Source organism: Aquimarina ulvae, assembly GCF_053613295.3.
Window position 1 is genome coordinate 300859 of sequence record NZ_JBSIBP030000002.1, and the last position, 24562, is coordinate 325420.

Below are 24562 nucleotides of genomic sequence, written 5' to 3' on the forward strand. Positions count from 1 at the left end.
TAAAGCAACACATAATGGACAATACATATACTACTTTTAAAATTCACCCAAGCATCGGAATTGCAAGACTGGGTAATACTGATGATGATTTTTACCTTACTCCAGAGCAACCGGGGACATTACCAATTGCGTGTGATGAAATGGGAAGAGAGCAAAAAGATGCAAAGGGGAATCCAGTTCGAATAAGCTCGTTTAAAGACAGTAATGATCTATCTAAAATCAAAAAACAAGCGGCAAGATTCAGGGTGTTTGCCTATAAAAATGAAGAAGAAACCAGTGGAGAAGAAATAAAAGTTGGAGGTACGTATAATTTTGTTTATCAGACCGCTGTCACAGCTCCTAGAATTGTTGAGGGAAAAGTAACAGATATCGATTGGACTGTACATTTAGCCAACAAAAAAGCTTCTTGGTATGAATTTCAGGAAACAAACGGACAACAAGGATATGCTCCAGATCATCCTCTTCGTAACCCGGAAGTTACACAACCTGATCTAAGAAGGCAACTAATTATTGATCCAGGTCCACTTACGGTAAACCTTCAAAATAATAAAGGAGCTTTTGCCAAATTTGGTTCAGAAAGTAAGAAAATCGATACCAGTAAATATGAGAAAGTATCATATCCACAGACTTTTCCTCCTTTGAACATACAACCAAACGCTATAGAAACTTTAGGAAGCTTGTTTGTAAATGAACAGGATAAAAATATTCGATTGATTGTATTAGGAGGCAATGGTAATTCGGGATCTACTAAAACTCCTGTTATAGAAAGTTTTGTGAACAATGATGGCTGGTTCGATGATATCTCTGATGGCCCGGTGACCGCTAAAGTCGAGTATATATTTACGGATATTACTTATGACGGCGATAAAGAAATAAAAACCAAGACAAAAGGAACTATGGATGTACAAGTTCCTGCTTGGGTCGTAGTAGGGTATCCAAGATACGTTCCAGAAATGGAAGATATGATCACTATGGATGAGAAAATGTACGATCTTTTCGTTCGTAAAATGGCATACAACCCTCAAGTGTTTGGTGTTCCTCCCTTTACCAAAGAAAACAATAACCCTAAAACTCAGGAGGAGTTTGACATATGGAGAAATGAAGCACGATACAACCCTGATTATTATCCTAAGTTTTACAAAGAATTATGGCCCCAATTACGAAGACCAGATGATTTTAAATACACATTTGTTTTTGACTTTTTTGGAGGTGGAGACCCCCACAATAGAGGAACCGGAGGTAACCTAAATTATGAAATACTTTCCATCCCTCCTGAAAATGAAAAAGACCCGTATTACAGGTTGAGACAGTTTGTTTTTGACATCATGAGACAGACAGATCAACTTAACGACTACGAAGTAGAAGGAAACTATAACACTACTTCAAACAAACCTCGTCTGATGCCGATGCTTTGTGGTGATAATCCACTTAGCAATACAGCCCCCCAAAAGTTTTTATCCATGACAGAAACCCAGTTATTCTTTTTAAAACAATGGGCTAATGGAAAATTTGTGAATGAATGTATTGAATGGGGTGAGAGCAACAAAAAATGCACCAATCCTTGGAATAGTCCTCCTAAAAGTGGCATTGGAATTGACAGAGGTGTATTAAGTAACGTATTAGGTGGTGCTTTTTGTCCTGGAGGTGAACTCTCATGGATTGTTGATAATCCTGCTATCTATAGTGAACCTTACAGAATCAAACATGCAGGCTACCTAGCTGGTGGCCTTAGTATTCCTCAACCCATTGCAGAGAAAGATGGTAGTACAGCTCCTAATCTTTCTGAAGGTTTAGAACCAGGGGATCTTACTAAATACATAGGTATTCCCTGGCAGGCAGATTTTCATGAATGTACCTTTCAGGATATCAATATAACTTATGACAACTGGAACAATATTTATCCAGAATCAACTGGCGACCCGGTAGAACAACAAATAGCATACAACATTCCATGGTGGCCAGCACATAGACCCATTGTCGTTCCAGAATCCAAAGGAGGATCACAGGTATACTGGGCTTCGGGAATACCAAATAATAAAGCTGGTGATTTGCAAATGGTTCAAGCATGGAAAGATCTAGGGTTTCTCGTTTCAGATGGTACTGGTATTACAAGACAGTTCTATCAAGTAGAGCGTAACAATGATGCATTAGGTGATCCGGTAAAACCAGGAGAACGCGTATTAGGACAAAGTATTGGAAAATCTACCAAAAAAAATAATAAATTATGAATACATCAACTAATTCAGTTCCTGAAGTTCTGACGGGAATATGGACTTATAGAAGTTTTCTTAGTAATCCCAACTTAGATGCGGATTTTGATTCATTAGAATTTGGAAGGGGAAACATTAAAATAAACCAAGCTCCAATGCAAATACTGGATGGTTTGATTTATGGCCCAGGTTGGGAGTTGAAATTAAAGGGTTCTATTGGATATGGAAACCCGTTTACCATACAATTTCAAGGAAAAGGAATTGTTGGGGGTGCCGAATGGATCTATATTTATTTGGGATACTATGTGCCAAATTGGATGAATGGTACTGATCAGCGTCCAGCTATAGTAGGGTCTATTGTAAGAGCAATTCCTCACCCGACAGGACCTAATGGAAAATCAACTGCTCCAGCCGGAGTAGTTGCTCAATGGATTGCTGTAAAACAAGACGCAAGTTCATGAATCATAAACCTATCACATATGATGTTGTTATTATAGGTGCAGGTGTAGCCGGATGCGCTACTGCAATCGCGTTAAAAAATGAGAATCCCCTTCTACATATCGCAATTTTGGAACGTAGCGCTTCAGTAGATCCTAATGACACTTCGGTATTTAGAATAGGAGAAACACTACCTCCACAAGCTTCTCAACAATTAAAAAGGTTGGGAATATGGGATTCTTTTTTGAAGTATAATTTTATTAATGCATATGGAACCTGCGCGGCTTGGGGATCTTCAGAATTATATCATAACGAATATATCTATTCTCCTTTTGGATATGGTTGGCATCTAAACCGAATTACTTTTGATCAGTTTATGATTAAAGAAGCGCAGAAAAGGAATGTTTTTTTATATTTTGAAAGTAGTATTATCTCCTCAGAAAAGACGTCTGGCTCTTGGTTTTTAAAAGTAAATTCAAAGCAAGACACCTTATCTATGCAATCGGATTTTATTGTAGACGCCTCTGGCAAAAAAGCGGCATTCGCTAATCTACAGGAATCAAACAAAATTAAAGAAGATCAGATGGTTGGTATTTACTGTTTTTACAATACACAAGATCGTCCTAAGGATTATTCCAAAATAGGTAATGGAAGCTGTGTAGAGACAGACCTATCAGGGTGGTGGTATAGCGCTACACTTCCTAATGAAACCATAGTAGTTGGATATATGACAGATGCCGATATTGCCAATCAAATACAGCTTCGCAAGAAAGAATTTTTTGATAATCATTTGAAGAAGACCAAGCATACTAATAATAGAACCAAAGGCATTACAAGTCTCACACAACCTATGGTTATTGCAGCGCATACACAACTTTTAAGTTCTGTAATAGGTGATTCCTGGCTTGCCGTTGGAGATGCTGCTTCCAGCTATGATCCTATTTCATCTTTAGGGATTTTTAAATCGTTAATGATGAGCCAATTTGCGGCATATGCCACGTTAGATGATTTAAAAGGAAACGATCTTGGATTACAAAAATATCAACGAATCATTACCCAAGATTACCAAGGATATCTAAAAAAAAGGCAAGAATATTATGCTCGAGAAAATCGATACACTACCTCTCCTTTTTGGAAGAGAAGACACCCTAATAAAACGATAACTAATTAACCTTAAAATTTTATACTATGAAACGCACATTACAACTTTTCTGCTCAAATAAATATCAGCTCGCGCTAATTTTATGTATTACATGTATGCTATTTTCTTGCGATGATAAAGTAACGATTAAGGGGAATAACGATAAAGCAGAAGTAAATATTAATACTGATGACTACAAAAAAATCCCAGCACCGGTGAAATTTTCTCCTGATATCCCTGTAGATGTAGACCCGGTTTTGCAACAAAAGCTGAAGGACAAGAAAAATATATTTAAACTTAATGAAAAGTTTAACGAATATAGTTGGCAGGCTTTTGTTGCTATCATGTGGCCAAGAGACGAGAAAGGGAACCCAACCGAAAAATTTACAGATAAGGGAGAGCCAACCTGGTTAGAGTGGAAAGAAGCCTTTCAGGTATATCGTAAAGATGGAAAAACTCCTGCTCCTTGGGGAAGCCCAAGAACAGCATCTGGATTAGGATTGTACGAAGATAAGATCTCCGAAGATGCTAGAATAGTACTTTCTTCTGTAACTCCTACGCATCCCAAAAACTTTGACATTGCGGATGAAGTAGATCAGGCATTTGCCGGCAAATTGTTTGATCAAAACGGAAATGTAGTGGTCTACGAAGTATTAATGAACGAAGAAGAGTATGATTATATCGTTTCCAATAAACTCTATAACAAGAATGGGCAAACAAAATTTTCTGAAAGCAGTATCGCCGACTTTCCAAAAGGGGATTATAAAAAAAATAAGCTTGGAGCTATGGAGATCAAATTTGCATGGAAAATTCTGGAAGATTCTGACCGTAAAGATCGGTATTACAGAGAAAAAGGATATATCATTGGTCCTGATTCAACCTTAGTTAAAAAAGAATTAGGAATGATTGGTTTTCATATCAGTCAAAAAACTCCAACAGGAAAACAATGGGTTTGGTCTACTTTTGAGCATATAGACAATTTAGATCAAAATGTAATCGAAAAAAATGGTGAAACCACTGTTATTCCTCCTTCACTAACAGACCCGAATTGTGAAATATGTCCTGTAAATGTTGATGTTACCAATGGCGGAACTACTTATACACATCATAAAGGAGTACATGGCAATTTTTGGACCATTTCGGGTAATAAAAAAGATAAGTACTTTGCTAATAGTGATGTTATGAAAACTCAAGCCAAACGTATGGTAGATATCCCAGTGAGAGTTCAACGTATAAATGAAAAAATGCAAACATATTTCAAACAACAAAAAAGTGTTTGGCAATACTATCAGTTAATCGATACTCAATATCCTTTAGATCAAAATGTACCTCCCGGAAATCATACGGAAGAAGGATACAAAGTACCAGAGTCTGTAGTGAACAAACCTGGTGGAAACCCTAATCTAGCATTACTAACCAATATCACCATGGAAACTTTTTTCCAGATAGGAAATCAATCGGCCGCTAGTCTTATGGAAGGAAATCCTGCAAGTGATATCACCATTTTTGGTACAGAAAGCTGTATGGGATGTCATTCTAGCGCTGGAATTTATATATATAAAAATGGAAAAGTAACATCAGGAGATCAACTAAGTGGAGATTTTAGTTGGTTACTTGGGAAAGCACAATGGGAAGAAGGAAAACCTAAAAGCCCATCGAATTAATAAATAGTTTTAAATGAGGTGAGGCTTTATACTCTGGTATAACTCCTTTTTTTGTACCTAATATCAGGGCTACTAATAAAACACAACAGCACATGTACTCTAATAAAAAAATATCTTGTTCTTGTGTTATCAATGATTCCAAAAAACAAGTTGGTAACACCACAAAAAAAATGAGCGTTTTGAACATACTATCTGCTGTTGTGTTTTTTTTATTTCCAAAATGTGCTTTTTGCTGGGCAGCTTATGCTTCTTTTTTTAGTTATGTAGGACTTGGAAAACTGGAATACAACACTACATGGAAATATGTTGTTTTGGGTACTTTTCTATTAGGTAGTCTTGTTTTGATGTGGAAACATTACAAAAACAAATCCTGGATTAATATCCTGCTATATACTTCAGGGTTATCTATTTTACTCATCGCGTATTATCTTAATTATAATCAAACCTGGTGGTTATATCTTGTAGCCTTTTTGATGATTTTGAGCAACTTTCATTTACAAAAAAAGCAGATATTTGGCCGTTCATAATATTTATTAAATAGCATCTCCCAAAAAAACATATAGTATTGTATATTTATACAAAAAGTACTGTATATGTCATCCCAATTTCGACTGGATCGCGCTTATAAGAATGCAAAAATCATTTCTTTTGATGACAGTTCTAAGTTTATTTTGTTTAGCGATTGTCATAGAGGCGATAATAGTTTTGCAGATGATTTTGCAAACAATCGAAATATCTACTTCCACGCATTAAAATATTACTACAATGAAGGTTTTACGTATTGTGAATTAGGAGATGGTGATGAGCTGTGGGAGAATCTACATTTTGAAACGATTCTCAAAGCACATAAAAACGTTTACGGATTACTTCAGAAATTACATGCTGAAGATAGACTAGAGATGATCTGGGGAAACCACGATATGGTATATCGTGATCCAAAATACGTAAAAAAACAGTTGTCTTTTTATTTTGATCCTAAATTAGGAAAGGATGTCCCGCTATTTCCGGGTATTGAATATCAAGAAGCAATTATTCTTAAACACAAAAACACACAACAGGAAATTTTCTTATTGCACGGACATCAGGTAGATTTTATGAATTATATCGGATGGCGATTTAATAGATTTTTGGTTCGTTTCTTATGGAGGCCCTTACAAGTTATAGGAATCTCTGATCCAACAAGCCCTGCAAAAAATTATACCGAAATGATTAAGGTAGAGAGACGTATGAAAAAATGGATTGCTAATCATAAAAATCAATTTACCATCATAGGTCACACGCATCGCCCTCGCTTTCCTGAAGCGGGAGAATTAGCATTGTTTAATGACGGGAGCTGTGTACATCCCAGATCAATTACCGGAATTGAAATAGAGAATGGAAGCATCACTTTGATAAAGTGGCAAATCGCCACTACAGAAGACGGAACTCTGAAAATTATTAGAGTACCTCTTGAAGGTCCTCAAAAATTAACAGATTTTATTACAGAATAATAATATACTCACATGAACAATATTCATCAAGTAATAGATCGAATTCCAATACGGCATGATTTTGTATCCTATTTTATTAGTCTGGGTATTGCTATAGGGGTTTTGGTGAGTTTAGTCATATTGCTCCGAACATCCAATAAAAGTAACCCGTTTAGGATCTATGCATGGGCAATATTGATACAATCCATTATCGCAACTGATATTTTTTTGTGTTATACGGGTTTAATAAAATATATCCCCCATCTCAATGATAGTACAGAAGCTTTAGTATTGTTACTTGCACCATTAGTATACTTTTTTGTATTCACCCTACTAACACGAAAGCCTATCACCTTTAAAAAACACTGGATTCATTTAGCACCTTCTATCTTATATTTTGTCTCACAACTACAATTTTACGCTCAACCTGTTTCTGTTAAAATCAACGCGTATTTAGGGGCTTATTATAATGACCTACCAAAGTTACAAGTTCCAGAAGATATTGATTATAGTTATCACTGGGTTAAAGATGAGTTTAGATGGATGGTTTTAGCAAGTTTTATCTTTTACAGTATCTTATCGATTCGACTTATCATAAAAAACAAAGCAAAAAAGAAAGTTGCTAGTGCTGAGCATACAACTGTTAACAAATTCGATTTCTCTAAAAACACTTCTCTTGGGCTCCTTGCTGTATTTTTGCTTATATTCATTGTATATCTAAACTTCGAAGATGATGGTGGAGATCATTACATATTTATCTGCAATACCATTATAGTAATCGTCACGAGTATTGTTTTGCTAACTGAATCCAGATTCTTTGAAAACTCCTGGATTGCTGATAAGTATGAAACTTCCAAAACTAAAAATCAAAAAATAACTTTTCAATACATTCAGAATTATATTGAAAAAGAAAACTACTTTATTTCTAAAAATGTATCCCTAAAAGACCTATCAGAAAATTTAAAATCTAGCCCCAATTACATTTCACAAGTAATAAATGAACAATCCAAGCTTAATTTTAATGACTTTATCAATCAATATCGAATTGAAGCATCTAAAAAACGACTGACCGATCCCACATACCGCCATCTTACTATAGAGGCTATTGGTAATTCAGTTGGTTTCAAATCAAAATCTACATTTTACAATGCTTTTAAAAAACACGTAGCGATGTCCCCTAAGGCATTTGTAGCATCACAAAACGATTCTTGAAAATAACTTAAAATCGTCCAAAATTACAATTCAGGACATATTTGGATTCATTTTCTGGTTCAAAAAACGAGAATTATTACACTTTTGAAGTAACAAATTTTTCGAAAGTTATGAAGCAAAAAAACCGTCGTTACGACTTAGATTGGTTACGGGTTATCGTATTTGGATTACTTATTTTTTATCACGTAGGAATGTTTTTTGTTCCTTGGGGGTGGCATATTAAGAACAATATCATTTATAATTGGATTCAATGGCCTATGCTCTTTTTAAACCAATGGCGTCTACCAATTCTATTTGTCATCTCGGGTATGGGAACCTTTTATGCATTGTCATATAGAAATCTATGGCAATTTAATATCGAGCGAGTTAAAAGACTGCTGATCCCATTACTATTTGGTATGTTAGTTATCGTGCCTCCTCAAATTTATTTTGAAAGACTAGCAACCGATCAATTTAGCGGATCTTATTTTTCTTTTTTAACTACTGAAGCCTTTATTGGTATATATCCCGAGGGAAACATAAGTTGGCATCACCTCTGGTTTCTTCCCTATTTGTTAATCTTTTCTATAATTCTTTCTCCAATATTTATAAAAATTAAAAGAAACGCTCCTGGATTTACGAGTTGGATGCAGCGACAGGTTCAAAAATCCTATGGGTTGTATATATTTATAATACCGTTATACGTTCTCGAAGTTTTGGTCGAACCTTTTTTTCCTACAACACATGCTTTAATAGATGATTGGTTTAATTTCTTTAATTCTTTGGTATTTTTTCTTATTGGTTTTACTCTCATTTCTTCAGGAAAAGAATTCTGGAAAAGCCTAGAATGCATTAAATCTAAAGCATTAATAATCGGATTAGTTGCTTTTTCCTTACAGCTTTTTATATGGATACAAGGAAAAGACAGCTATTTTATACATTTTTCTGAAGGATTGATCAAGGTAACCAATCTCTGGTCATGGATTTTGGTTATTTTAGGATACGGAGCTAAATTTTTAAACACAAAGACTGCAATTGTGGCTTATTGTAACAGAGCTGTCTACCCCTTTTACATTTTGCATCAAACCATCACAGTAGGAATCGGGTATTACATCATGAATCTAAATTGGAGTTTTTTTTCAAAATTTATGTTATTAACAGTCGGTACTTTTGGGATTAGTTGGATGATCTATGACTGGATTATTTTAAAAATTCCAATATTGCATCCACTATTTGGTCTAAAAAAAAGTATCTAGTTATTGATCGATCGCCGTATTAGGCGTTGACAACTCATTGTCGTTTGGAACGCTATATTCAGTACCTGATTTTTTTTGAAGATTATATCTTTCTGATGAGACCTTTATCCAATATTCATCTCCAAAGAATTTAAAAAAATAACGTTTATCCAGATGGACTGCAAATACATCCTGAACTTCATTATGGCCCGCTTTTTCAACTATAGTTCCAACGGAATCTTTGGCTTTTAAAGGAATGTATTTTTCTTTGAGATAGTGAATATAAACCGAATCCTTACAAAAAAGAATATGTTTAGGTTCTCCTGAACCTCCACTCCAATTTATATCTCCATTGTTGACCGTAAGTTTATAACTATAGCGATGACTTGTTCCATAATTGGCGTTTGTTAAAAGACCTGTATAGGTAGTGTTTTTATTTGTTTTTTGAACTTCTAAATAGTTATCATTTCCTAATAAGGTATTGGTAACATCTACACTTTCTTTAGTTTTTGAAGTACAGCCTACAGATAAAACAATTGCTACAAAGCCAAAAGTCAGTGTATACATAAATTTTTTCATAGTAATCTATTCTAAAATTGGATCTAAAAAGCATATGCTCAAGAAAAAAATCTTCTTGAGCATATGCTTTAAAATACAATCAGTAAATGATATTATTCAATATTTACTACTTCTTCAATTTGCGGTGCGTATTTTTTAATAGTCATCTCTACTCCTGACTTAAGCGTCATCTGATTCACGCTACAACCTACACAAGCACCTTCTAGTTGTACTTTGACTCTTTTATCATTCTCAATACCTACCAGTGAAATATTGCCTCCGTCACTTTCCAAAAAAGGGCGAATTTCATCCAGTGCTTTTTCTACATTAATTCTTAATTCTTCCGAAGTCATTTTCTATTTTTTTACAGCAGAACATCCTGCCATTGTTGTTATTTTAATCGCTTCAGTAGGAGGTAAATTTTTATTTCTATCAACTACTTCCTGCACCACATTTCTGGTTAACTCTTCAAAAGCTTTTTCTATCGGAGTTGCTGTTTGTAAGGCCGCAGGGCGACCTACATCACCAGCTTCGCGAATACTCTGCACTAAGGGTATTTCTCCTAAAAACGGAACATCGATATCTTCAGCAAGATGTTTAGCACCCTCTTTTCCAAAGATATAATATTTATTGTTAGGAAGCTCTTCTGGAGTAAAATATGCCATATTTTCTACGATTCCCAAAACTGGAACACTGATACTTTCTTGCTGAAACATTGCAACTCCTTTTCGTGCATCTGCCAACGCTACGTTTTGAGGTGTACTAACTACAACTGCTCCTGTGATTGGTAATGACTGCATGATTGATAGGTGAATATCTCCGGTGCCTGGCGGTAAATCTAACAACAGGAAATCTAATTCTCCCCAGGCAGCATCAAAAATCATCTGATTTAGTGCTTTTGCAGCCATCGGACCTCTCCAAACTACTGCCTGATTAGGTTGTGTAAAAAATCCTATTGATAATATCTTTACCCCATAATTTTCTATAGGTTTCATTTTGGATTTGTCGCCAACCTTAACAGATAAAGGTCGTTCTCGCTCTACATCAAACATAATTGGCGCAGAAGGACCATAAATATCTGCATCTAGCAACCCTACACTAAAGCCCATTTTGGCCAAAGTTACTGCTAAGTTAGAAGTTATCGTAGATTTTCCTACACCTCCTTTACCAGAAGCGACAGCAATAATATTTTTAATTCCAGGAATGGGTTTTCCTTTAATTACATTTTTTTCTGGTTGTTTTGCATCTGGTGCTTCTACTTTTATATTTACTTTTATTTTAGCTTTTTTATATACTTTCTCATGAATAGCCTTCATTACATCAACCTCTGCTCTCTTTTTGATATGCAATGCAGGTGTAGATAACTCCAAATCAACAATTACTTCATCCCCAAATGTGATTACATTTTTTACTGCACCACTCTCTACCATATTTTTGCCTTCTCCAGCAACTGTGATCGTCTCTAATGCTTTTAATATCTCTGACTTTTCTAACTTCATGTGTATTATTTACTTTTCTAAAACTAATCAATCTAGAATGATTCTAAATGCAAAGATAGGTTGAATAGTTAAGATTATAAAACCTATGAATTGAAATGATTTATACTGGTATCGGTATGTCTAATGCGCTGTTATTTGTAAATTTTTAAAAAATTAGGAAATATTAGAAAACTACAACTCTTTCATCGGGTCCCAAAATAACTTTTCAAAATCCTGTATTTGATTCTGGATAACTTCAACGCCTTCATTTTCTAGTAGTTGTTGCATTAAATTCGTCCCTTGAAAATGATGCTTTCCGGTAAGAATTCCTTTTCTATTTACAACACGATGTGCAGGAACTTCTTCTTGTTTACCAGAAGCGTTCATAGCCCAACCAACCATTCGGGCGCTCCGTGCGGCTCCAAGGTATTTTGCAATGGCTCCATACGAAGTAATTCTACCGTACGGAATACATCTTGCCACTTCGTACACTCGATTATAGAAACTTTTATCAGATTTTGATCCGTTATCTTTACTATCATCCTTCATCCCAGGTGTATATTATTCTTGCTAGCGTTAACATTACCAAAATCAACATCAATATCCCCATAAAATAATTGGAGTATTTTGTAATAGATGCGGTCTTCTTTTCAATTTTAAGAAAAGACAGTACGTAAAAATATAAGGTTACAAAAGTTCCGGTGCCAGCAGCAATACCAAACAAAACAATCCTCAATGCATCATACTCAATTTTACCACTCACACTCATAGCAGCTGCTATCGTGCAGAAGTAAGGTATCGGTAATACATTAATAGTAGACATCATAACTCCCTTAAACAAACTACGTGATTTAGCATGTTTGTACACTTTTATTTTGGTTTTTCTTTGTTTTGCTTTTACAAAAAAATAAATAGCCATTAAAAAAAATATCACTGCTCCGGTTCTGAGCAACATATTCTTTACGTATGGATTAAAAAAGATGTACTTAGCTAGTAAAATAGCAAATAGCGCTTGGATACAAACAACAATGGATGCTCCTGTAGCTACTAAAATTCCATTTCTCTTACCCCTTTCAAGACATGTTTTTGCCACTGTCATATTGATCAAGCCCGGAGGGATTACTCCAACTAGGGCTGCAAAAAAGGTAACAAGAAGAAGTTTAGTCGTTTCCAAATCGATGACGCAATTAGGTAATTTTAAACTGAATATATGTTATCGGTTTATTCTCTTCCAGATATTGCTTTTCATAGAAAGTTTGAATCGATGTCACCTCTTCTGGTGAGCCTTCCTGATGATACACATTATGGTTTGCATATACTACTTGATGACCTTCTCCGTGCAACAGCCCTAACGTATATCCGTGCATAAACTCACTATCTGTTTTAAGATGCATAATACCGTCTGGTTTTAGAATTTTTTTATAGCGTTGCAAGAATTCATGATTGGTCATTCTATGCTTAGTTCTTTTGTATTTAATCTGTGGATCCGGAAATGTAATCCAAATTTCATCAATTTCGTTGACATCGAACACCTGATCTACTAACTCTATCTGAGTTCGAATAAAAGCTACATTATTCATTTCTTTCTCGATGGCAGTTTTGGCTCCACGCCAGAAACGAGCTCCTTTAATATCTATTCCAATAAAATTTTTATCGGGATATTTTTCTGCCAAACCTACGGTATATTCTCCTTTACCGCACCCCAACTCTAATACTACGGGATTTTGATTTTGAAAAAATTTTTCTCTCCATTTCCCTTTAAAACCTAATGAATTGTTCAACACTTCATCCCGTGTAGGCTCAATTACATTCTGAAAGGTTTTGTTCTCGTTAAAACGTTTTAATTTATTCTTGCTTCCCACGTCTTTATCTAACTCTATATGTATTTGACTCTCTTACTCGTTATATGTTACATCCTTGCTCTAGAATTCTTGGTGTAACTAAAAAAAATTCAAAACAATCACGCTTTCAAAAATATAAAAACTTTATCGATTCTATTTTTTAACGAGATTAACTTATCTGCGATCAGGAAGATTCGGTTGATACATTCTAAACAATTCATTTTTGAATATGAAGCTTCACTAACCTAAACATGATTTTTTGGTAAAATTAAGGAAATATATACTTAGAAGAATACTATTAATTTTAAAATAAGACAATATGTTAATTAAACAATTGACATACCAAAACAACTGATTTTGAGTAAAAAAGTACTAGTAGCACCACTTAATTGGGGATTGGGTCACGCGACTCGATGTATACCTATCATAAACGCCTTAATTCTTGAGGGGTTTGAACCAGTTATCGCATCAGATGGAGCTGCATTGGCTCTATTGAAGAAAGAGTTTCCTGATCTGAAAACAGAAATACTGCCTGCCTACCATATTGAATATGCGAAAAAAGGAAGTAATTTTAAATTAAAAATGTTATTGAATAGCCCTAGGATAGCACACGCAATAACTGCTGAAAAAAAAGCTGTAAAACGCATCGCAGAATCAGGTGATTTTTATGGAATCATATCAGATAATCGAATGGGTGTGCGACACAAGGCTATTCCTTCTGTATTTATAACCCATCAGCTTACCGTTCTGAGCGGAAAAACAACATCCATCAGCACTAAGGTTCATAACAAATATATTAAAAAATTTGATGTATGCTGGGTCCCTGATATGGCCGATGACCCTAATTTAAGCGGTGAACTTGGGCACCCTAAACGGGGTAATATTCCTGTGACATATCTTGGTCCTATAAGCAGGTTTAATTATCAAAACTTACCAAAAAAATTTGACATCCTAGTATTATTATCTGGTCCAGAACCCCAACGCTCACTATTAGAAAAAAAACTCTTACAGGAATTCGAACGTAGTGATAAAAAAATAGCTTTTGTAAGAGGTGTGATCGAGGAAAAACAAAAAACCTTCGTGAAAAACAACATAACCGTACATAACTATTTGACCGGTATTGCATTACAAAATATAATCAATAGTAGCACAATTATCATTTCGAGATCAGGATACACTACTGTAATGGACTTGGCAAAATTAAAGAAAAAGGCTTTTTTTATTCCAACTCCCGGGCAATTCGAACAGGAATATCTCGCAGAGCGACTCACATTCAATAAGTTAGTTCCGAGTTGCAAACAGCATGAGTTTACGCTAAAAAAACTATATGGTCTAAATGCTTATAAGGGGTTAAGTAGTTTTAGTACTGACATCGACTACGGGGAACTTTTTCACTTTTTCCATAGTAAATGAAAATTCGCTCCCTATTCGATAATCGCTTTCTACATATATGCGTTCGTGATGCGCTTCTATTATATGCTTAACAATAGCCAATCCAAGACCTGAGCCTCCTTCTTTACGGGATCCACTTTTATCAACTCTATAAAAACGCTCAAATAATCTAGGGATATGTGCCTGTGCAATTCCTTCGCCATTATCTGTCACTCTGACTATGACTTTATTTTTAATTAAATTTTCTATACTTACTTCTGTCGTTCCATCCTCTTTGCCATATTTGATAGAGTTAAATATCAGGTTAGACAATACTTGCTGAATTCTCTCTTTATCTGCATGTACCATAATAGGCTCTTGATAATTCATATCAAAAATCAGGGCTATATTCTTTTTTGATGCTTTCATCTCGAATAGATCAAAAACACTTTGCACAACTTCTACAATATCAAAATTTGTATAATTAAGATTAAGATCTCCAACTTCTAATTTGGTAATCATATCGAGATCCTTAACAATATATATCAGTCGTTCTACTCCTTTATTGGCGCGATTTAGGTACTTCTCCAAAATTTTAGGATCATCCATAGCTCCATCAATTAAGGTTAGTAAATATCCTTGTACTGTAAATAATGGGGTTTTTAATTCGTGAGAAACATTACCCATAAATTCTTTACGATAATCCTCTCTAATTTTTAATGTTTCTATTTCTTTTTTTCGTTTCTGGGCAAATTTTTCTACCTCCTTTATTAAAGTTTTCATATCGGTTGTAACGGGACTTTCTCCTATAGTATCAACATCTAACATTTCGATATCATCATAAATCTTTCTAACTCTTCGATAGATAAATCGCTGTACCCTATATTGAATGATAAGAAAACAAGCCGCGTAACAGGTAATAATGAAACTTGCTAAAAGTAAAACATTAAATTGATTTTGGGCATACAAAAAAACGCTCACCAGGAGCGTTAGTACTAACGTTATATATAAAGACGACAGATATGCAAACCTGTACGATCTTTTAAAATTTTCTGCCATTATACAACAAACTTATAGCCAACCCCTTTTATGGTTTTAAAACTACTGTCTCCTAATTTTTCTCTTAGTTTACGGATATGTACATCAATAGTTCGGCCACCAACGATTACCTCATTACCCCAGACTTTATCCAAAATATCTTCTCTTTTAAAAACTTTGCCCGGTTTTGACGCTAATAAAGATAATAATTCAAATTCTTTCCTTGGTAATATAATCTCTTTTTTATCTTTTATAATTTTATATTCATCCCGATTAATAATAAGGTCTCCTATCTTAACTATGTTACTAGAAGCATCGTCCTCTTTTAATCTACGAAGTAACGCTTTTACTTTACTAACCAGCACCTTAGGTCTAATTGGTTTTGTAATATAATCATCTGCTCCGGCATCAAATCCTGCTACTTGAGAATAATCTTCTCCTCTGGCGGTAAGAAAAGTAATAATTGTATTTTGTAAATCCGGTATTTTTCGGATTTGCTCACATGCCTCAATACCGTCCATCTCTGGCATCATTACGTCCAAAATAATAAGATTTGGTTTTTTCTTCTTTGCGATTTTAACGGCTTCATTACCGTTCTCCGCTGTTAAAACATTATACCCTTCTGCAGTTAGGTTATAGCCAACAATTTCCAAAATATCCGGTTCATCGTCCACTAGTAAAATTGTAATATCCTTTTTGTTCATTTTTTTTTAATTACATCACTATCCGTAAATATACTAGGTTAAAATGAAGTATCTATAAACATTCAACTTGGAAACAATAAACTAACATAAAGATTTCATATACGTAACATTAAGTTAACGTTATAAAACTGATATTATAGCTAATCCTTATGATCCCTATAAGTAGTTAATAAGTTCATAGTAGCTGTTATAAGATCTTTGGTTTCTGTTAATAACCCAAAATAAAGTGTTGTGTTTTTTGGGCTACTTTCTTCTGTCCTTGTTCGCTCTATTTGTTTTTTAATTTTATCATTTACTAAGATAAACAATTCTTGTTTTTCTTCTATAATAGCATTAAGACTGACAAATTCTCTTTTGTCAAAAACATCCTTGATATTACTAAAGAATTCATTCAATTGATCTTCAATTTCTTTAAGGTCTTTTATTTGATTAAACCGCAGTCTTTTATGGTTATTGTTTACATGCTTATGGCTTGTTTTAGAAATATATTCCAGTGACTGGGTTATATCTTCCAAATATCCTAAAATAGAAATATAAAAACTACTTGCCCCTACACTTGATTCATCAAGGTTTTTAATAAAATAGAAAATACTATCTCTCAACTCTTCTACTTCTTTTTCTAACTTAGCAATCCCTTTTCTGCTCTTTTTAAGGGATGTTAGGTCATATTTTGCTAAACTATCAATAGTATTGCCATAAATTTTATTCCCTCTGTTTACGAACGACTTAATGTTGTCTGCACTTTCTTCAATCACCCCTTGTATAGAGCTGCTTTCGGATTTCTTAAGACTATCTTCTACCTTTTCTGCTCGGGTCTTGTTGCGATATTTAATGGTATTTCTCACCAATAGGATTACTGCTAAAAGTAACAATATACCTGTCATAACAGGTTGATTGAAATTAATAAGAAATGCTACTAATGCCGCTGCTAAAAATGCGCTGATCGCGGTAAAAAACCATCCTCCAATGACATTTAACACCCCCGCCACACGATACACAGCACTTTCTGTTCCCCATGCCCTATCTGCTAATGAGGTACCCATAGCCACCATAAACGTTACATAGGTAGTAGACAGTGGCAGTTTCATTGATGTTGCTATGGAAATCAATACGCCAGCTACCATCAAATTAACGGCAGCCCTAACCATATCAAATGCCGGACGATCCTCTTTTCTTGTGGTAGCCGGCACAGGAACTTCTTCAAACTGTTTTTCGGAAAACTTCTTAAAAGAGGTAGGAGTAATTGAAGACATCGCTTCAGAGAGAAGTAACGTCCCTCTCACAACTCCTCTTGACAAAAAATTAGGTCGAAATTTCTCATCTCCGTCTCCCTGACGTGATAGGTCTATAGATGTTTTAACTACGTTTCTGGCTTTGGATGAAAACCAAAGTGTCAAGACCATAATAAGCCCAGCAAATAAAAGAATCAGTGTGGGAGTTTCTGCTTTTTCACTAAGAGAAGACATCAAAAACTCATTAGCAGCTACTCCAGAGGCACTCCAATCAAGATACGACTTATACGCTGCAATCGGAACACCAATAAAATTTACTAAATCATTTCCTGCAAAAGCCAGTGCCAGAGCAAAAGTTCCTACAATAATGATCAGTTTATAAATATTTAATTTAAACAGCTTCATTATTGTATAAGATAAGAGAGATAAAAATGAGAAACCGACTAGTACAATGGGTAAAACATTTGTTTCTAGAAAACCTCTTAATGTCCTTGAAATAGTACCAGCCTCAATATCAATATTATATTGGCTCTTTTTTGCATCAATCAAATCTTTTATCGTTCCATAAGAACTTTCAAATTGCAAGTTTGCCCATTCTAAAAATCCCAACTGCGTATCATTAGATAATGTATCTACTACCAGCTCAGCATAATTTGTTCCTTTGATACCTTTAATAAAGATGAAATAAAGTATTGCCGTTAGTGCAACTCCCCCAAATAAAGCTCCTACCCATTTCGCTTTTTTTTCAAAATTAAACGATAGTAATAAACGTGATATATATTGAACAATGGCTCCAATAGAAAATGCTACTACCACAGAAAGTAATATCCCCACAATAATTTCACCTGCCTTCTTAGTATTAATAAAGTTTCCTAAATCTGCTACAGAAAGGGATGAGTCTGCAACTATTTTGATCAACGCTACACAAACTGCAGCTCCAAGTAGTTCAAACACTATAGAAACCGTGGTTGATGTTGGCATACCCAACGTATTGAAAAAGTCCAACAGAAGGATATCCGTAATCATTACTGCCATGAAAATGATCATGATCTCATTAAAATAAAATTCTCCAGGAACAAAAATACCTTTTCGGGCTACCTCCATTAATCCACTGGAAAAAATTGCGCCTGCCGCAATTCCAATACTTGCCACGATCATTATGGTTCTAAAAGAAATAGCCTTAGACCCTATTGCAGAATTCAAAAAATTTACAGCATCATTACTAACCCCGACTACCAGATCCGCAATGGCTAAAAGTGCCAATGCACCAATCATCAAAATATAAATGTCATTCATGTTTTCTCACAATCTTATCAAACACAAAAATGTTATTAAAATTCTAGGCGTATGTTATTGAAATGTTATCTTTTTTATCTATTTTCAAATGATTTGGGCTCACGACATCCTCGAAAATCTTAATTTTTTTTCAACTACAAAAATTTATGTAAGACCAACTATATTTTTACAATTTTTAAAAACTACGAGAGATAAAAAACTCATAATGTTGTTTTGCGTCCAAAACCATCGTGTTTTCTGAAAGTTACTACCTAAACATCGTGCTTCAAAAGCGTAAAGGATATTTAAATTTGCGAGGTAGTACTATACTAATTCTGTTAAAAGTCTTAATATCACCAGCTATAATTTCGGATTAAAGATGCTTAACAATAACATAATTTAGTTTTAATGATATTTTAAGTATTTGTTTATCAGTATTTTATGGCTCTTGTGTTAATTTAATGTTATGTAAATGTTGCTTTAAAGTAAAATTAAAGTTATATTTGTAATGTAATCATTAAGAACACCCCAATAAAAAAGATATATTATGAAAAATTTACTGTTAGTATTAGCAATTCTTTTTTCAGGAGTAATGACGGCTCAAGATGTTAAACCTACTTTTGAAAAACAAGGAGATATAATTAAAGGAACCTATTTCTATGAAAATGGTGAAATTCGACAACAAGGATTTTACAATAAAGAAGGAAAGCTTCATGGAGAATGGAAGTCATATGATGTTACTGGTAAAAAAATCGCAATGGGACAATACCAGAACGGTGTAAAAACTGGGAAGTGGTTTTTTTGGGAAAATGAAAAATTATCTGAAGTAAATTACACTGATAATACAATTGCATCAGTTACAACTTGGTCTAATAAAAGTGACGTAGTTGTGAATTATGATAATAACTAAATTTACAAAAAAATAATATAAAGGCGTTTTGAAATTTCAGAACGCTTTTTTTATTATACAAAATTCGAAACACTACAAAAACGCCATCCTTTATGAGACAAAGCAAGCTCGTATCTGTGTCTCCTAATTAAATGTATATCTATATAATTCTTCAATTAACTATATCCTTAACAATTAGGTAATCATCAAAAAAGCTTTTAAAACTCTCGCTGCATAGCATTTTACACTACAATGCCTTCTCCTTTTAAAAAGAAATTATCTATTTATAAAAAAACAGATAACAATTACGTAACGTTATAATTACTCTTATTTAATTTTTCAGTAACGCACAGGTAACAATAGCTAACGTTATTTGCACCGAATTTAGAACACGTTATGAGAAAAATTGTAATTCTCTGTGCACTATTCGTTGTTGGAATAGTTAGTGCACAGGAAACTGGCTCTATAGCTGGTACTTTGCTTGATAAAGAAGCAAACAGTCAACCCCTACCCTTTGCTAATGTTTTAATCAAAGGAACTAGCAAAGGTACTACTACAGATTTTGATGGTTTATATACTATTGAAAATTTAGAACCCGGACCATACGTTGTAGAATTTAGTTTTGTTGGATACGAAACACTTGAAAAAGAAGTTATCATAAAAGCCAATGAAACTACTACTCTAGACGCATCAATTGGTGCGAGTGCAGCAGCATTAGATGAAGTTGTTATTAAAACAACTAGTAGAAAAAAAGAAAGTGTGCAAGCACTTCTTTTAGATCAAAAAGGTGCTGTAGTTCAGAAACAGAGTATTGGAGCTCAGGAACTTTCGAACAAAGGTGTCAGTAATGCTGCGGGAGCGGTTACTAAAATTTCTGGAATCTCAAAACAAGAAGGTGGAGGTAACGTTTATGTCAGAGGTCTTGGAGATAGATACCTGAACACTACATTTAATGGTTTATCATTACCAGCAAATAATGTAGATAAGAAAAATATCGATCTTGGTCTTTTCTCATCTGATGTTATTCAGAACATCGGCGTAAGCAAAACATATGCTGCCAATTTTTATGGTGATTTTGCCGCAGGTAATGTAGATATTATAGCAAAAGAACATGTCGGAAAATCATATATTGATGTAGATTTAGGTAATACAATAAACACTGCTGCAATCGGAGAAAATTTCGTAAAGAGCGAAGGAACAGGATTCTTTGGGTTTTATAATAGATATAGAAACGATCCATTTGCTGTTGTATTATCTCACGGTATTGACCCCGTTTCATCAGAAGGACCGGTTGGACTTTCTGGATCCATAACTGCAGGAAAATCCTGGGAAATTGGTGAGCAATCAAAACTAAGTATATTCGGAACCGCCTCTTTTGGTAGTAACTATGAATACAAAAGAGGGGAAGCAGCAAATGTAACTGCTGCAGAAAATCAAATATTTAGAGATACTGAAATTTTCGAATATAGCCGAACTACTACTGCAATGGCGAATATTGTATATAGAGTTAATCCAGATCATAGAATAAAGTTTACTTCCTTATTTATTAATGACGCAACAGATGAAGTAGGTCGTTTTGGAATCGATGGTAATGGGTTTAACCGAAATACTATTGCAGACATTGATGATTTTGGGTTTTTTACACAGAATGTACAATTCGAACAAGACATGATTTATGTTAACCAACTATCTGGAGTTAGCAACATTCATGAAAAAATAAAAGTAGATTACGGAATTGGTTTTAACAGTGTTCTTGCTCGTCAACCAGACAGAAAACGAATCGCTATAGAACAGTTTGACCTGGCATTAGATAATGATCCAACTACAAACCCTGTTCTTTTCCGTAATGTAGATTTCGATAACCAACGTTATTTCCAAAATATTGAAGACCAAGAATGGAACGGTCGTATAAACGTAGCATACGAGCAATCAGAAAATCTGTCATTTAATTTTGGGTACAATGGACGCATAAAACAACGTGATTTTGACAATCAACGTTTTGGATTAAGTATTCTTGAACCAAGAACAGAAGTTACTGATGTTAATGATTTCAATTCAATTTTTAATATTGATAATCTGGGTGTTACCTACAATACAGTAGTGATAAATGCTTTAGATGCTTCATCCGGATTAGGAAACACAAACCTTCCGGGACTTCCAGAAAACACCTATACTGGAAATTTAGACATACACGCCTTATACGCTAATGCAGTCTACAAATACGGAGAGAAATGGACATTTGTTCCTGGATTGCGTGTAGAATCATTCAAACAAAGCATTGAATACGATGTAATCAACCTTGCATTTAATAATCCTGGGCGTAACGAGGCGACAGAAACCTTTTTATTACCTAGTTTAAATGTAAAATATGCATTAAACGAGGATCAAAATTTACGTTTTTCTGTGAGTAGAACCGTTTCAAATCCAGAATTTAAAGAGGTTGCTCCATTTGTATATGAAAATGTAACTGATCGTATAGGTGGTAATCCAGACCTATTAAATGATCCTGCATTCTCTTCTATTATCAATCTAGATTTAAAATACGAATGGTTCTTTAATAGAGGTCAGATATTTTCTATTGCAGCTTTTGCAAAACAAATTAACGATCCTGTAAACTTAGTATCTGCGAATGATGCTACTGGAACACAACGTTTCTTTAGAACAGGAGATAAAGCAGAAGTTTTTGGTATTGAACTAGAAGCGCGTAAAGCATTGTTAGTAAACACTGAAGAGGAAAGCCTTCTTTCTGCAGGTCTAAACGTTACATACACGGCTACAAAACAAGATTTAAAAACTGTTTCAGGAACCTTCAACACTAATTTTAATAGAGATTCTGATCAACTACAAGGTGCATCCCCATTTTTGATCAATGCTGATGTAAGTTATACGCCAACTTTTGGAGATTATAAGCCTGTAGCAAACCTCGTATTCTCCTATTTTTCTGATCGTATCGATGCATTAGGAGCAGGGCAATTAGGAAATATAGTTGAAAAAGGAGTACCGACATTAGATTTCGTTTGGAAAAATAAAGTACGTGACAACTTTGAAATTAACCTTAGTGTAAAAAACTTATTGAACCCAACAATCGAACGAGTTCGAGAAAATGCTACAATATCAGAAGATGTACTTACCACTTTAGGCATTCCATTTAGTAGAAATGCAACTAATGAAATAAATCCAATAGATGAATTTGCATTGTCTAGTTATAAAAGAGGAGTGAATATCGGATTACAATTTAAATATACATTTTAACCCAATTAAAACGAACACGAATAAAATTAATTAAAACAAAACCCATGAAAGCAACTATATTTCTTTTAAAAACCGCTGTCATTGCAATGCTTTTCACAGCATGTGCAAGTGACGATACATCAGACATAACTATTAATATTAATGGTGACGGTTCTCCAGTTGATCCTACTAGCGAAGTTATAGGAGGCACTCTTACAGAGGACCTTACTCTTGAGTCAAATACTGAATACTCGCTTACGAGTGCACTTATCGTTCCTGAAGGTTTTACGTTAACTGTAGAGCCTGGTGTAGTTGTACGTGCAGCAACCGGATCTGATGTATACATCGCTGTATTACAAGGAGGAATAATTAACGCAGAAGGAACTTCTTCTAACCCAATTGTATTTACCTCTGCTACCTCAACTCCTAATCCTGGAGACTGGGGAGGTCTAATATTATTAGGTAAAGCACCAATAAACTCTGTTGTCGGGGGAGATGCAACTTCTACTTCCGAAATTGGAGGATTACCATATGGTGGTAGTGCAGTAAACGATAACTCAGGGATCCTTAGATACGTTCGTATCGAATATTCTGGTGGTGCAGCGGATGCAGCTTCAGAAAATAATGGATTTTCATTCTATGCAGTAGGAAACGGAACTACAATAGAGTACATACAAGCTTTTGAAGGAGCGGATGATGGAGTAGAATTTTTTGGAGGAACGGTTAACGCTTCATTTATATCTGTTGTAGGTGCACAAGATGATTCTGTAGACTGGACTGAAGGATTTACAGGAACTTTAACAAATGTGTATATCGAACATAGACAATCTCATGACAAAGGAATAGAAGGTGATGGTTTTAATACAGATATCGGAAATAATTCTAATCCAGTATTTTGGTCTGCTCCTACAGTTACAAACCTGACCATTAATGGACTTGGTTCTTCTAATGAGAATGAAGCTATCAGATTACGTGCCGGAACAAGAGCTGTATTTACCAATGTGATGTTAGAAGGTTTTGCAGAAGGTTTTGACCTTGATGATACTGAAACTGGAAACGGTGTATTAAGTGATGAAACTTCTGTTACAGATATCACTTTTGATGATATTACTCTTACACTTAAAAATGATACTGGAGCTACTTTTGGAGAAGCAGATGTAATCACTGGTGTTGGTAATGGAACCGGTGCAGATTACAACTCATGGAATTCTGGATGGACTCGTAACTAATTCGAAATAAGAGTTCAGTTAATTATAAGCTATTAAAAAAGCATCTTGAAGATTTTCAAGATGCTTTTTTTACGAAGTCTTATTTTAAATAACTGTAAAGCACTTCTGAAAGTTTAATGCCATTTAACATTGAGATAATACTTTTTTAATGATTAAATGTAAAAAAGTCTATTATTAAAATATCATAATAAACGCTCTCAAAACTAGTAAAGCCAACAAAATGTACTGAATAACAAACGATTAATCCCCGATACTACTTAAAAAAAATCAAATAACAGTGCTAAAAACCTAAATCAAACCTATCTTTTACTTTTCAGTAAAAGTTACAGTTCTTTAATTCAAGAATAATAATAAGTTAAAACAAATCA

At 34.4% G+C, this 24562-nt stretch carries 21 protein-coding genes; 12 read left to right on the plus strand and 9 right to left on the minus strand.

Annotated features, from left to right (window positions below; translation table 11 throughout):
- Positions 1–14: 14 nt before the first annotated feature.
- The 8 genes from ACWGOQ_RS04905 (at position 15) to ACWGOQ_RS04940 (ending at position 9369) form a co-directional block, all read left to right on the plus strand.
- A complete protein-coding gene (locus ACWGOQ_RS04905) occupies positions 15–2228 on the plus strand; it encodes a LodA/GoxA family CTQ-dependent oxidase (protein ID WP_452056245.1) in 2214 nt (737 codons plus the stop codon).
- On the plus strand, positions 2225–2671 hold the full coding sequence (locus ACWGOQ_RS04910) for a hypothetical protein (RefSeq protein WP_452056244.1): 447 nt from the start codon (positions 2225–2227) through the stop codon (positions 2669–2671). The genes ACWGOQ_RS04905 and ACWGOQ_RS04910 overlap by 4 nt, the downstream gene beginning before the upstream one ends.
- Positions 2668–3819: an NAD(P)/FAD-dependent oxidoreductase gene (locus tag ACWGOQ_RS04915; protein WP_452056243.1), complete on the plus strand. Its 1152-nt coding sequence runs from the start codon at positions 2668–2670 to the stop codon at positions 3817–3819. The genes ACWGOQ_RS04910 and ACWGOQ_RS04915 overlap by 4 nt, the downstream gene beginning before the upstream one ends.
- A 17-nt stretch (positions 3820–3836) precedes the next feature.
- Entirely contained in the window at positions 3837–5453 is a 1617-nt protein-coding gene (locus ACWGOQ_RS04920) for a hypothetical protein (RefSeq protein ID WP_452056242.1), read from the plus strand.
- A 92-nt stretch (positions 5454–5545) separates the two neighbouring features.
- Positions 5546–5980: a hypothetical protein gene (locus tag ACWGOQ_RS04925; protein ID WP_452056241.1), complete on the plus strand. Its 435-nt coding sequence runs from the start codon at positions 5546–5548 to the stop codon at positions 5978–5980.
- Between the two features lie 66 nt (positions 5981–6046).
- The gene (locus tag ACWGOQ_RS04930; protein WP_452056240.1) at positions 6047–6943 is read left to right on the plus strand and encodes a metallophosphoesterase family protein; all 897 of its coding nucleotides are present in this window, start codon (positions 6047–6049) and stop codon (positions 6941–6943) included.
- A 12-nt stretch (positions 6944–6955) separates the two neighbouring features.
- A complete protein-coding gene (locus ACWGOQ_RS04935) occupies positions 6956–8134 on the plus strand; it encodes a helix-turn-helix domain-containing protein (protein ID WP_452056239.1) in 1179 nt (392 codons plus the stop codon).
- 110 nt (positions 8135–8244) lie between these two features.
- Positions 8245–9369, plus strand: a complete 1125-nt coding sequence (locus tag ACWGOQ_RS04940) for an acyltransferase family protein (protein ID WP_452056238.1) — start codon at positions 8245–8247, stop codon at positions 9367–9369.
- On the opposite strand, the gene ACWGOQ_RS04945 is transcribed toward ACWGOQ_RS04940, so the two are convergent.
- The 6 genes from ACWGOQ_RS04945 to trmB form a co-directional block, all read right to left on the minus strand.
- Positions 9370–9927: a hypothetical protein gene (locus ACWGOQ_RS04945; protein WP_452056237.1), complete on the minus strand. Its 558-nt coding sequence runs from the start codon at positions 9925–9927 to the stop codon at positions 9370–9372.
- A 92-nt stretch (positions 9928–10019) separates the two neighbouring features.
- Complete coding sequence (locus ACWGOQ_RS04950) at positions 10020–10259, minus strand: NifU family protein (RefSeq protein WP_452056236.1); 240 nt, start codon at positions 10257–10259, stop codon at positions 10020–10022.
- 3 nt (positions 10260–10262) lie between these two features.
- A complete protein-coding gene (locus ACWGOQ_RS04955) occupies positions 10263–11405 on the minus strand; it encodes an Mrp/NBP35 family ATP-binding protein (RefSeq protein ID WP_452056235.1) in 1143 nt (380 codons plus the stop codon).
- Between the two features lie 171 nt (positions 11406–11576).
- Positions 11577–11933, minus strand: coding sequence for an MGMT family protein (locus tag ACWGOQ_RS04960; RefSeq protein WP_452056234.1), 357 nt, complete (start codon positions 11931–11933; stop codon positions 11577–11579).
- Positions 11923–12558: a LysE family translocator gene (locus ACWGOQ_RS04965; protein WP_452056233.1), complete on the minus strand. Its 636-nt coding sequence runs from the start codon at positions 12556–12558 to the stop codon at positions 11923–11925. The genes ACWGOQ_RS04960 and ACWGOQ_RS04965 overlap by 11 nt, the downstream gene beginning before the upstream one ends.
- A gap of 13 nt (positions 12559–12571) precedes the next feature.
- Positions 12572–13246, minus strand: a complete 675-nt coding sequence (gene trmB, locus ACWGOQ_RS04970; RefSeq protein WP_452056232.1) for a tRNA (guanosine(46)-N7)-methyltransferase TrmB — start codon at positions 13244–13246, stop codon at positions 12572–12574.
- A 336-nt stretch (positions 13247–13582) separates the two neighbouring features.
- Here trmB and ACWGOQ_RS04975 point away from each other — a divergent pair, with 336 nt between their 5' ends.
- Positions 13583–14638: a glycosyltransferase gene (locus ACWGOQ_RS04975; protein WP_452056231.1), complete on the plus strand. Its 1056-nt coding sequence runs from the start codon at positions 13583–13585 to the stop codon at positions 14636–14638.
- Here ACWGOQ_RS04975 and ACWGOQ_RS04980 read toward each other — a convergent pair.
- From ACWGOQ_RS04980 to ACWGOQ_RS04990, 3 genes are all read right to left on the minus strand, one after another.
- On the minus strand, positions 14576–15655 hold the full coding sequence (locus ACWGOQ_RS04980) for a sensor histidine kinase (protein ID WP_452056230.1): 1080 nt from the start codon (positions 15653–15655) through the stop codon (positions 14576–14578). The two genes, ACWGOQ_RS04975 and ACWGOQ_RS04980, sit on opposite strands and share 63 nt — an antisense overlap.
- The gene (locus ACWGOQ_RS04985) at positions 15655–16338 is read right to left on the minus strand and encodes a response regulator transcription factor (protein WP_452056229.1); all 684 of its coding nucleotides are present in this window, start codon (positions 16336–16338) and stop codon (positions 15655–15657) included. Before ACWGOQ_RS04985 ends, ACWGOQ_RS04980 begins: the two co-directional genes overlap by 1 nt.
- Positions 16339–16478: 140 nt before the next feature.
- Positions 16479–18866, minus strand: coding sequence for an inorganic phosphate transporter (locus ACWGOQ_RS04990; protein WP_452056228.1), 2388 nt, complete (start codon positions 18864–18866; stop codon positions 16479–16481).
- Positions 18867–19392: 526 nt separating this feature from the next.
- On the opposite strand from ACWGOQ_RS04990, the gene ACWGOQ_RS04995 reads away from it, so the two are divergent.
- The 3 genes from ACWGOQ_RS04995 to ACWGOQ_RS05005 all read left to right on the plus strand — a co-directional run bounded on the left by ACWGOQ_RS04995 (position 19393) and on the right by ACWGOQ_RS05005 (position 24194).
- Positions 19393–19755, plus strand: coding sequence for a toxin-antitoxin system YwqK family antitoxin (locus ACWGOQ_RS04995; RefSeq protein ID WP_452056227.1), 363 nt, complete (start codon positions 19393–19395; stop codon positions 19753–19755).
- A 375-nt stretch (positions 19756–20130) separates the two neighbouring features.
- Positions 20131–22986 carry a TonB-dependent receptor gene (locus ACWGOQ_RS05000; protein ID WP_452056226.1) on the plus strand — a complete coding sequence of 952 codons (2856 nt, stop codon included), beginning with the start codon at positions 20131–20133 and terminating at the stop codon, positions 22984–22986.
- Positions 22987–23030: 44 nt separating this feature from the next.
- Complete coding sequence (locus ACWGOQ_RS05005; RefSeq protein ID WP_452056225.1) at positions 23031–24194, plus strand: beta-helix domain-containing protein; 1164 nt, start codon at positions 23031–23033, stop codon at positions 24192–24194.
- The last annotated feature ends 368 nt before the right edge of the window (positions 24195–24562 follow it).

Bases quoted from the DNA above. Each gene is read 5' to 3' on its own strand.
- ACWGOQ_RS04995 (WP_452056227.1), top strand. From the start codon at position 19,393: ATGAAAAATTTACTGTTAGTATTAGCAATTCTTTTTTCAGGAGTAATG.
- ACWGOQ_RS04930 (WP_452056240.1), top strand. From the start codon at position 6,047: ATGTCATCCCAATTTCGACTGGATCGCGCTTATAAGAATGCAAAAATC.
- ACWGOQ_RS04935 (WP_452056239.1), top strand. From the start codon at position 6,956: ATGAACAATATTCATCAAGTAATAGATCGAATTCCAATACGGCATGAT.
- ACWGOQ_RS04945 (WP_452056237.1), bottom strand. From the start codon at position 9,927: ATGAAAAAATTTATGTATACACTGACTTTTGGCTTTGTAGCAATTGTT.
- ACWGOQ_RS04925 (WP_452056241.1), top strand. From the start codon at position 5,546: ATGTACTCTAATAAAAAAATATCTTGTTCTTGTGTTATCAATGATTCC.
- ACWGOQ_RS04950 (WP_452056236.1), bottom strand. From the start codon at position 10,259: ATGACTTCGGAAGAATTAAGAATTAATGTAGAAAAAGCACTGGATGAA.
- ACWGOQ_RS04980 (WP_452056230.1), bottom strand. From the start codon at position 15,655: ATGGCAGAAAATTTTAAAAGATCGTACAGGTTTGCATATCTGTCGTCT.
- ACWGOQ_RS04960 (WP_452056234.1), bottom strand. From the start codon at position 11,933: ATGAAGGATGATAGTAAAGATAACGGATCAAAATCTGATAAAAGTTTC.
- ACWGOQ_RS04910 (WP_452056244.1), top strand. From the start codon at position 2,225: ATGAATACATCAACTAATTCAGTTCCTGAAGTTCTGACGGGAATATGG.
- ACWGOQ_RS04920 (WP_452056242.1), top strand. From the start codon at position 3,837: ATGAAACGCACATTACAACTTTTCTGCTCAAATAAATATCAGCTCGCG.
- ACWGOQ_RS04915 (WP_452056243.1), top strand. From the start codon at position 2,668: ATGAATCATAAACCTATCACATATGATGTTGTTATTATAGGTGCAGGT.
- ACWGOQ_RS04905 (WP_452056245.1), top strand. From the start codon at position 15: ATGGACAATACATATACTACTTTTAAAATTCACCCAAGCATCGGAATT.
- ACWGOQ_RS04990 (WP_452056228.1), bottom strand. From the start codon at position 18,866: ATGAATGACATTTATATTTTGATGATTGGTGCATTGGCACTTTTAGCC.
- ACWGOQ_RS04985 (WP_452056229.1), bottom strand. From the start codon at position 16,338: ATGAACAAAAAGGATATTACAATTTTACTAGTGGACGATGAACCGGAT.
- ACWGOQ_RS04940 (WP_452056238.1), top strand. From the start codon at position 8,245: ATGAAGCAAAAAAACCGTCGTTACGACTTAGATTGGTTACGGGTTATC.
- ACWGOQ_RS05005 (WP_452056225.1), top strand. From the start codon at position 23,031: ATGAAAGCAACTATATTTCTTTTAAAAACCGCTGTCATTGCAATGCTT.
- ACWGOQ_RS04955 (WP_452056235.1), bottom strand. From the start codon at position 11,405: ATGAAGTTAGAAAAGTCAGAGATATTAAAAGCATTAGAGACGATCACA.
- ACWGOQ_RS05000 (WP_452056226.1), top strand. From the start codon at position 20,131: ATGAGAAAAATTGTAATTCTCTGTGCACTATTCGTTGTTGGAATAGTT.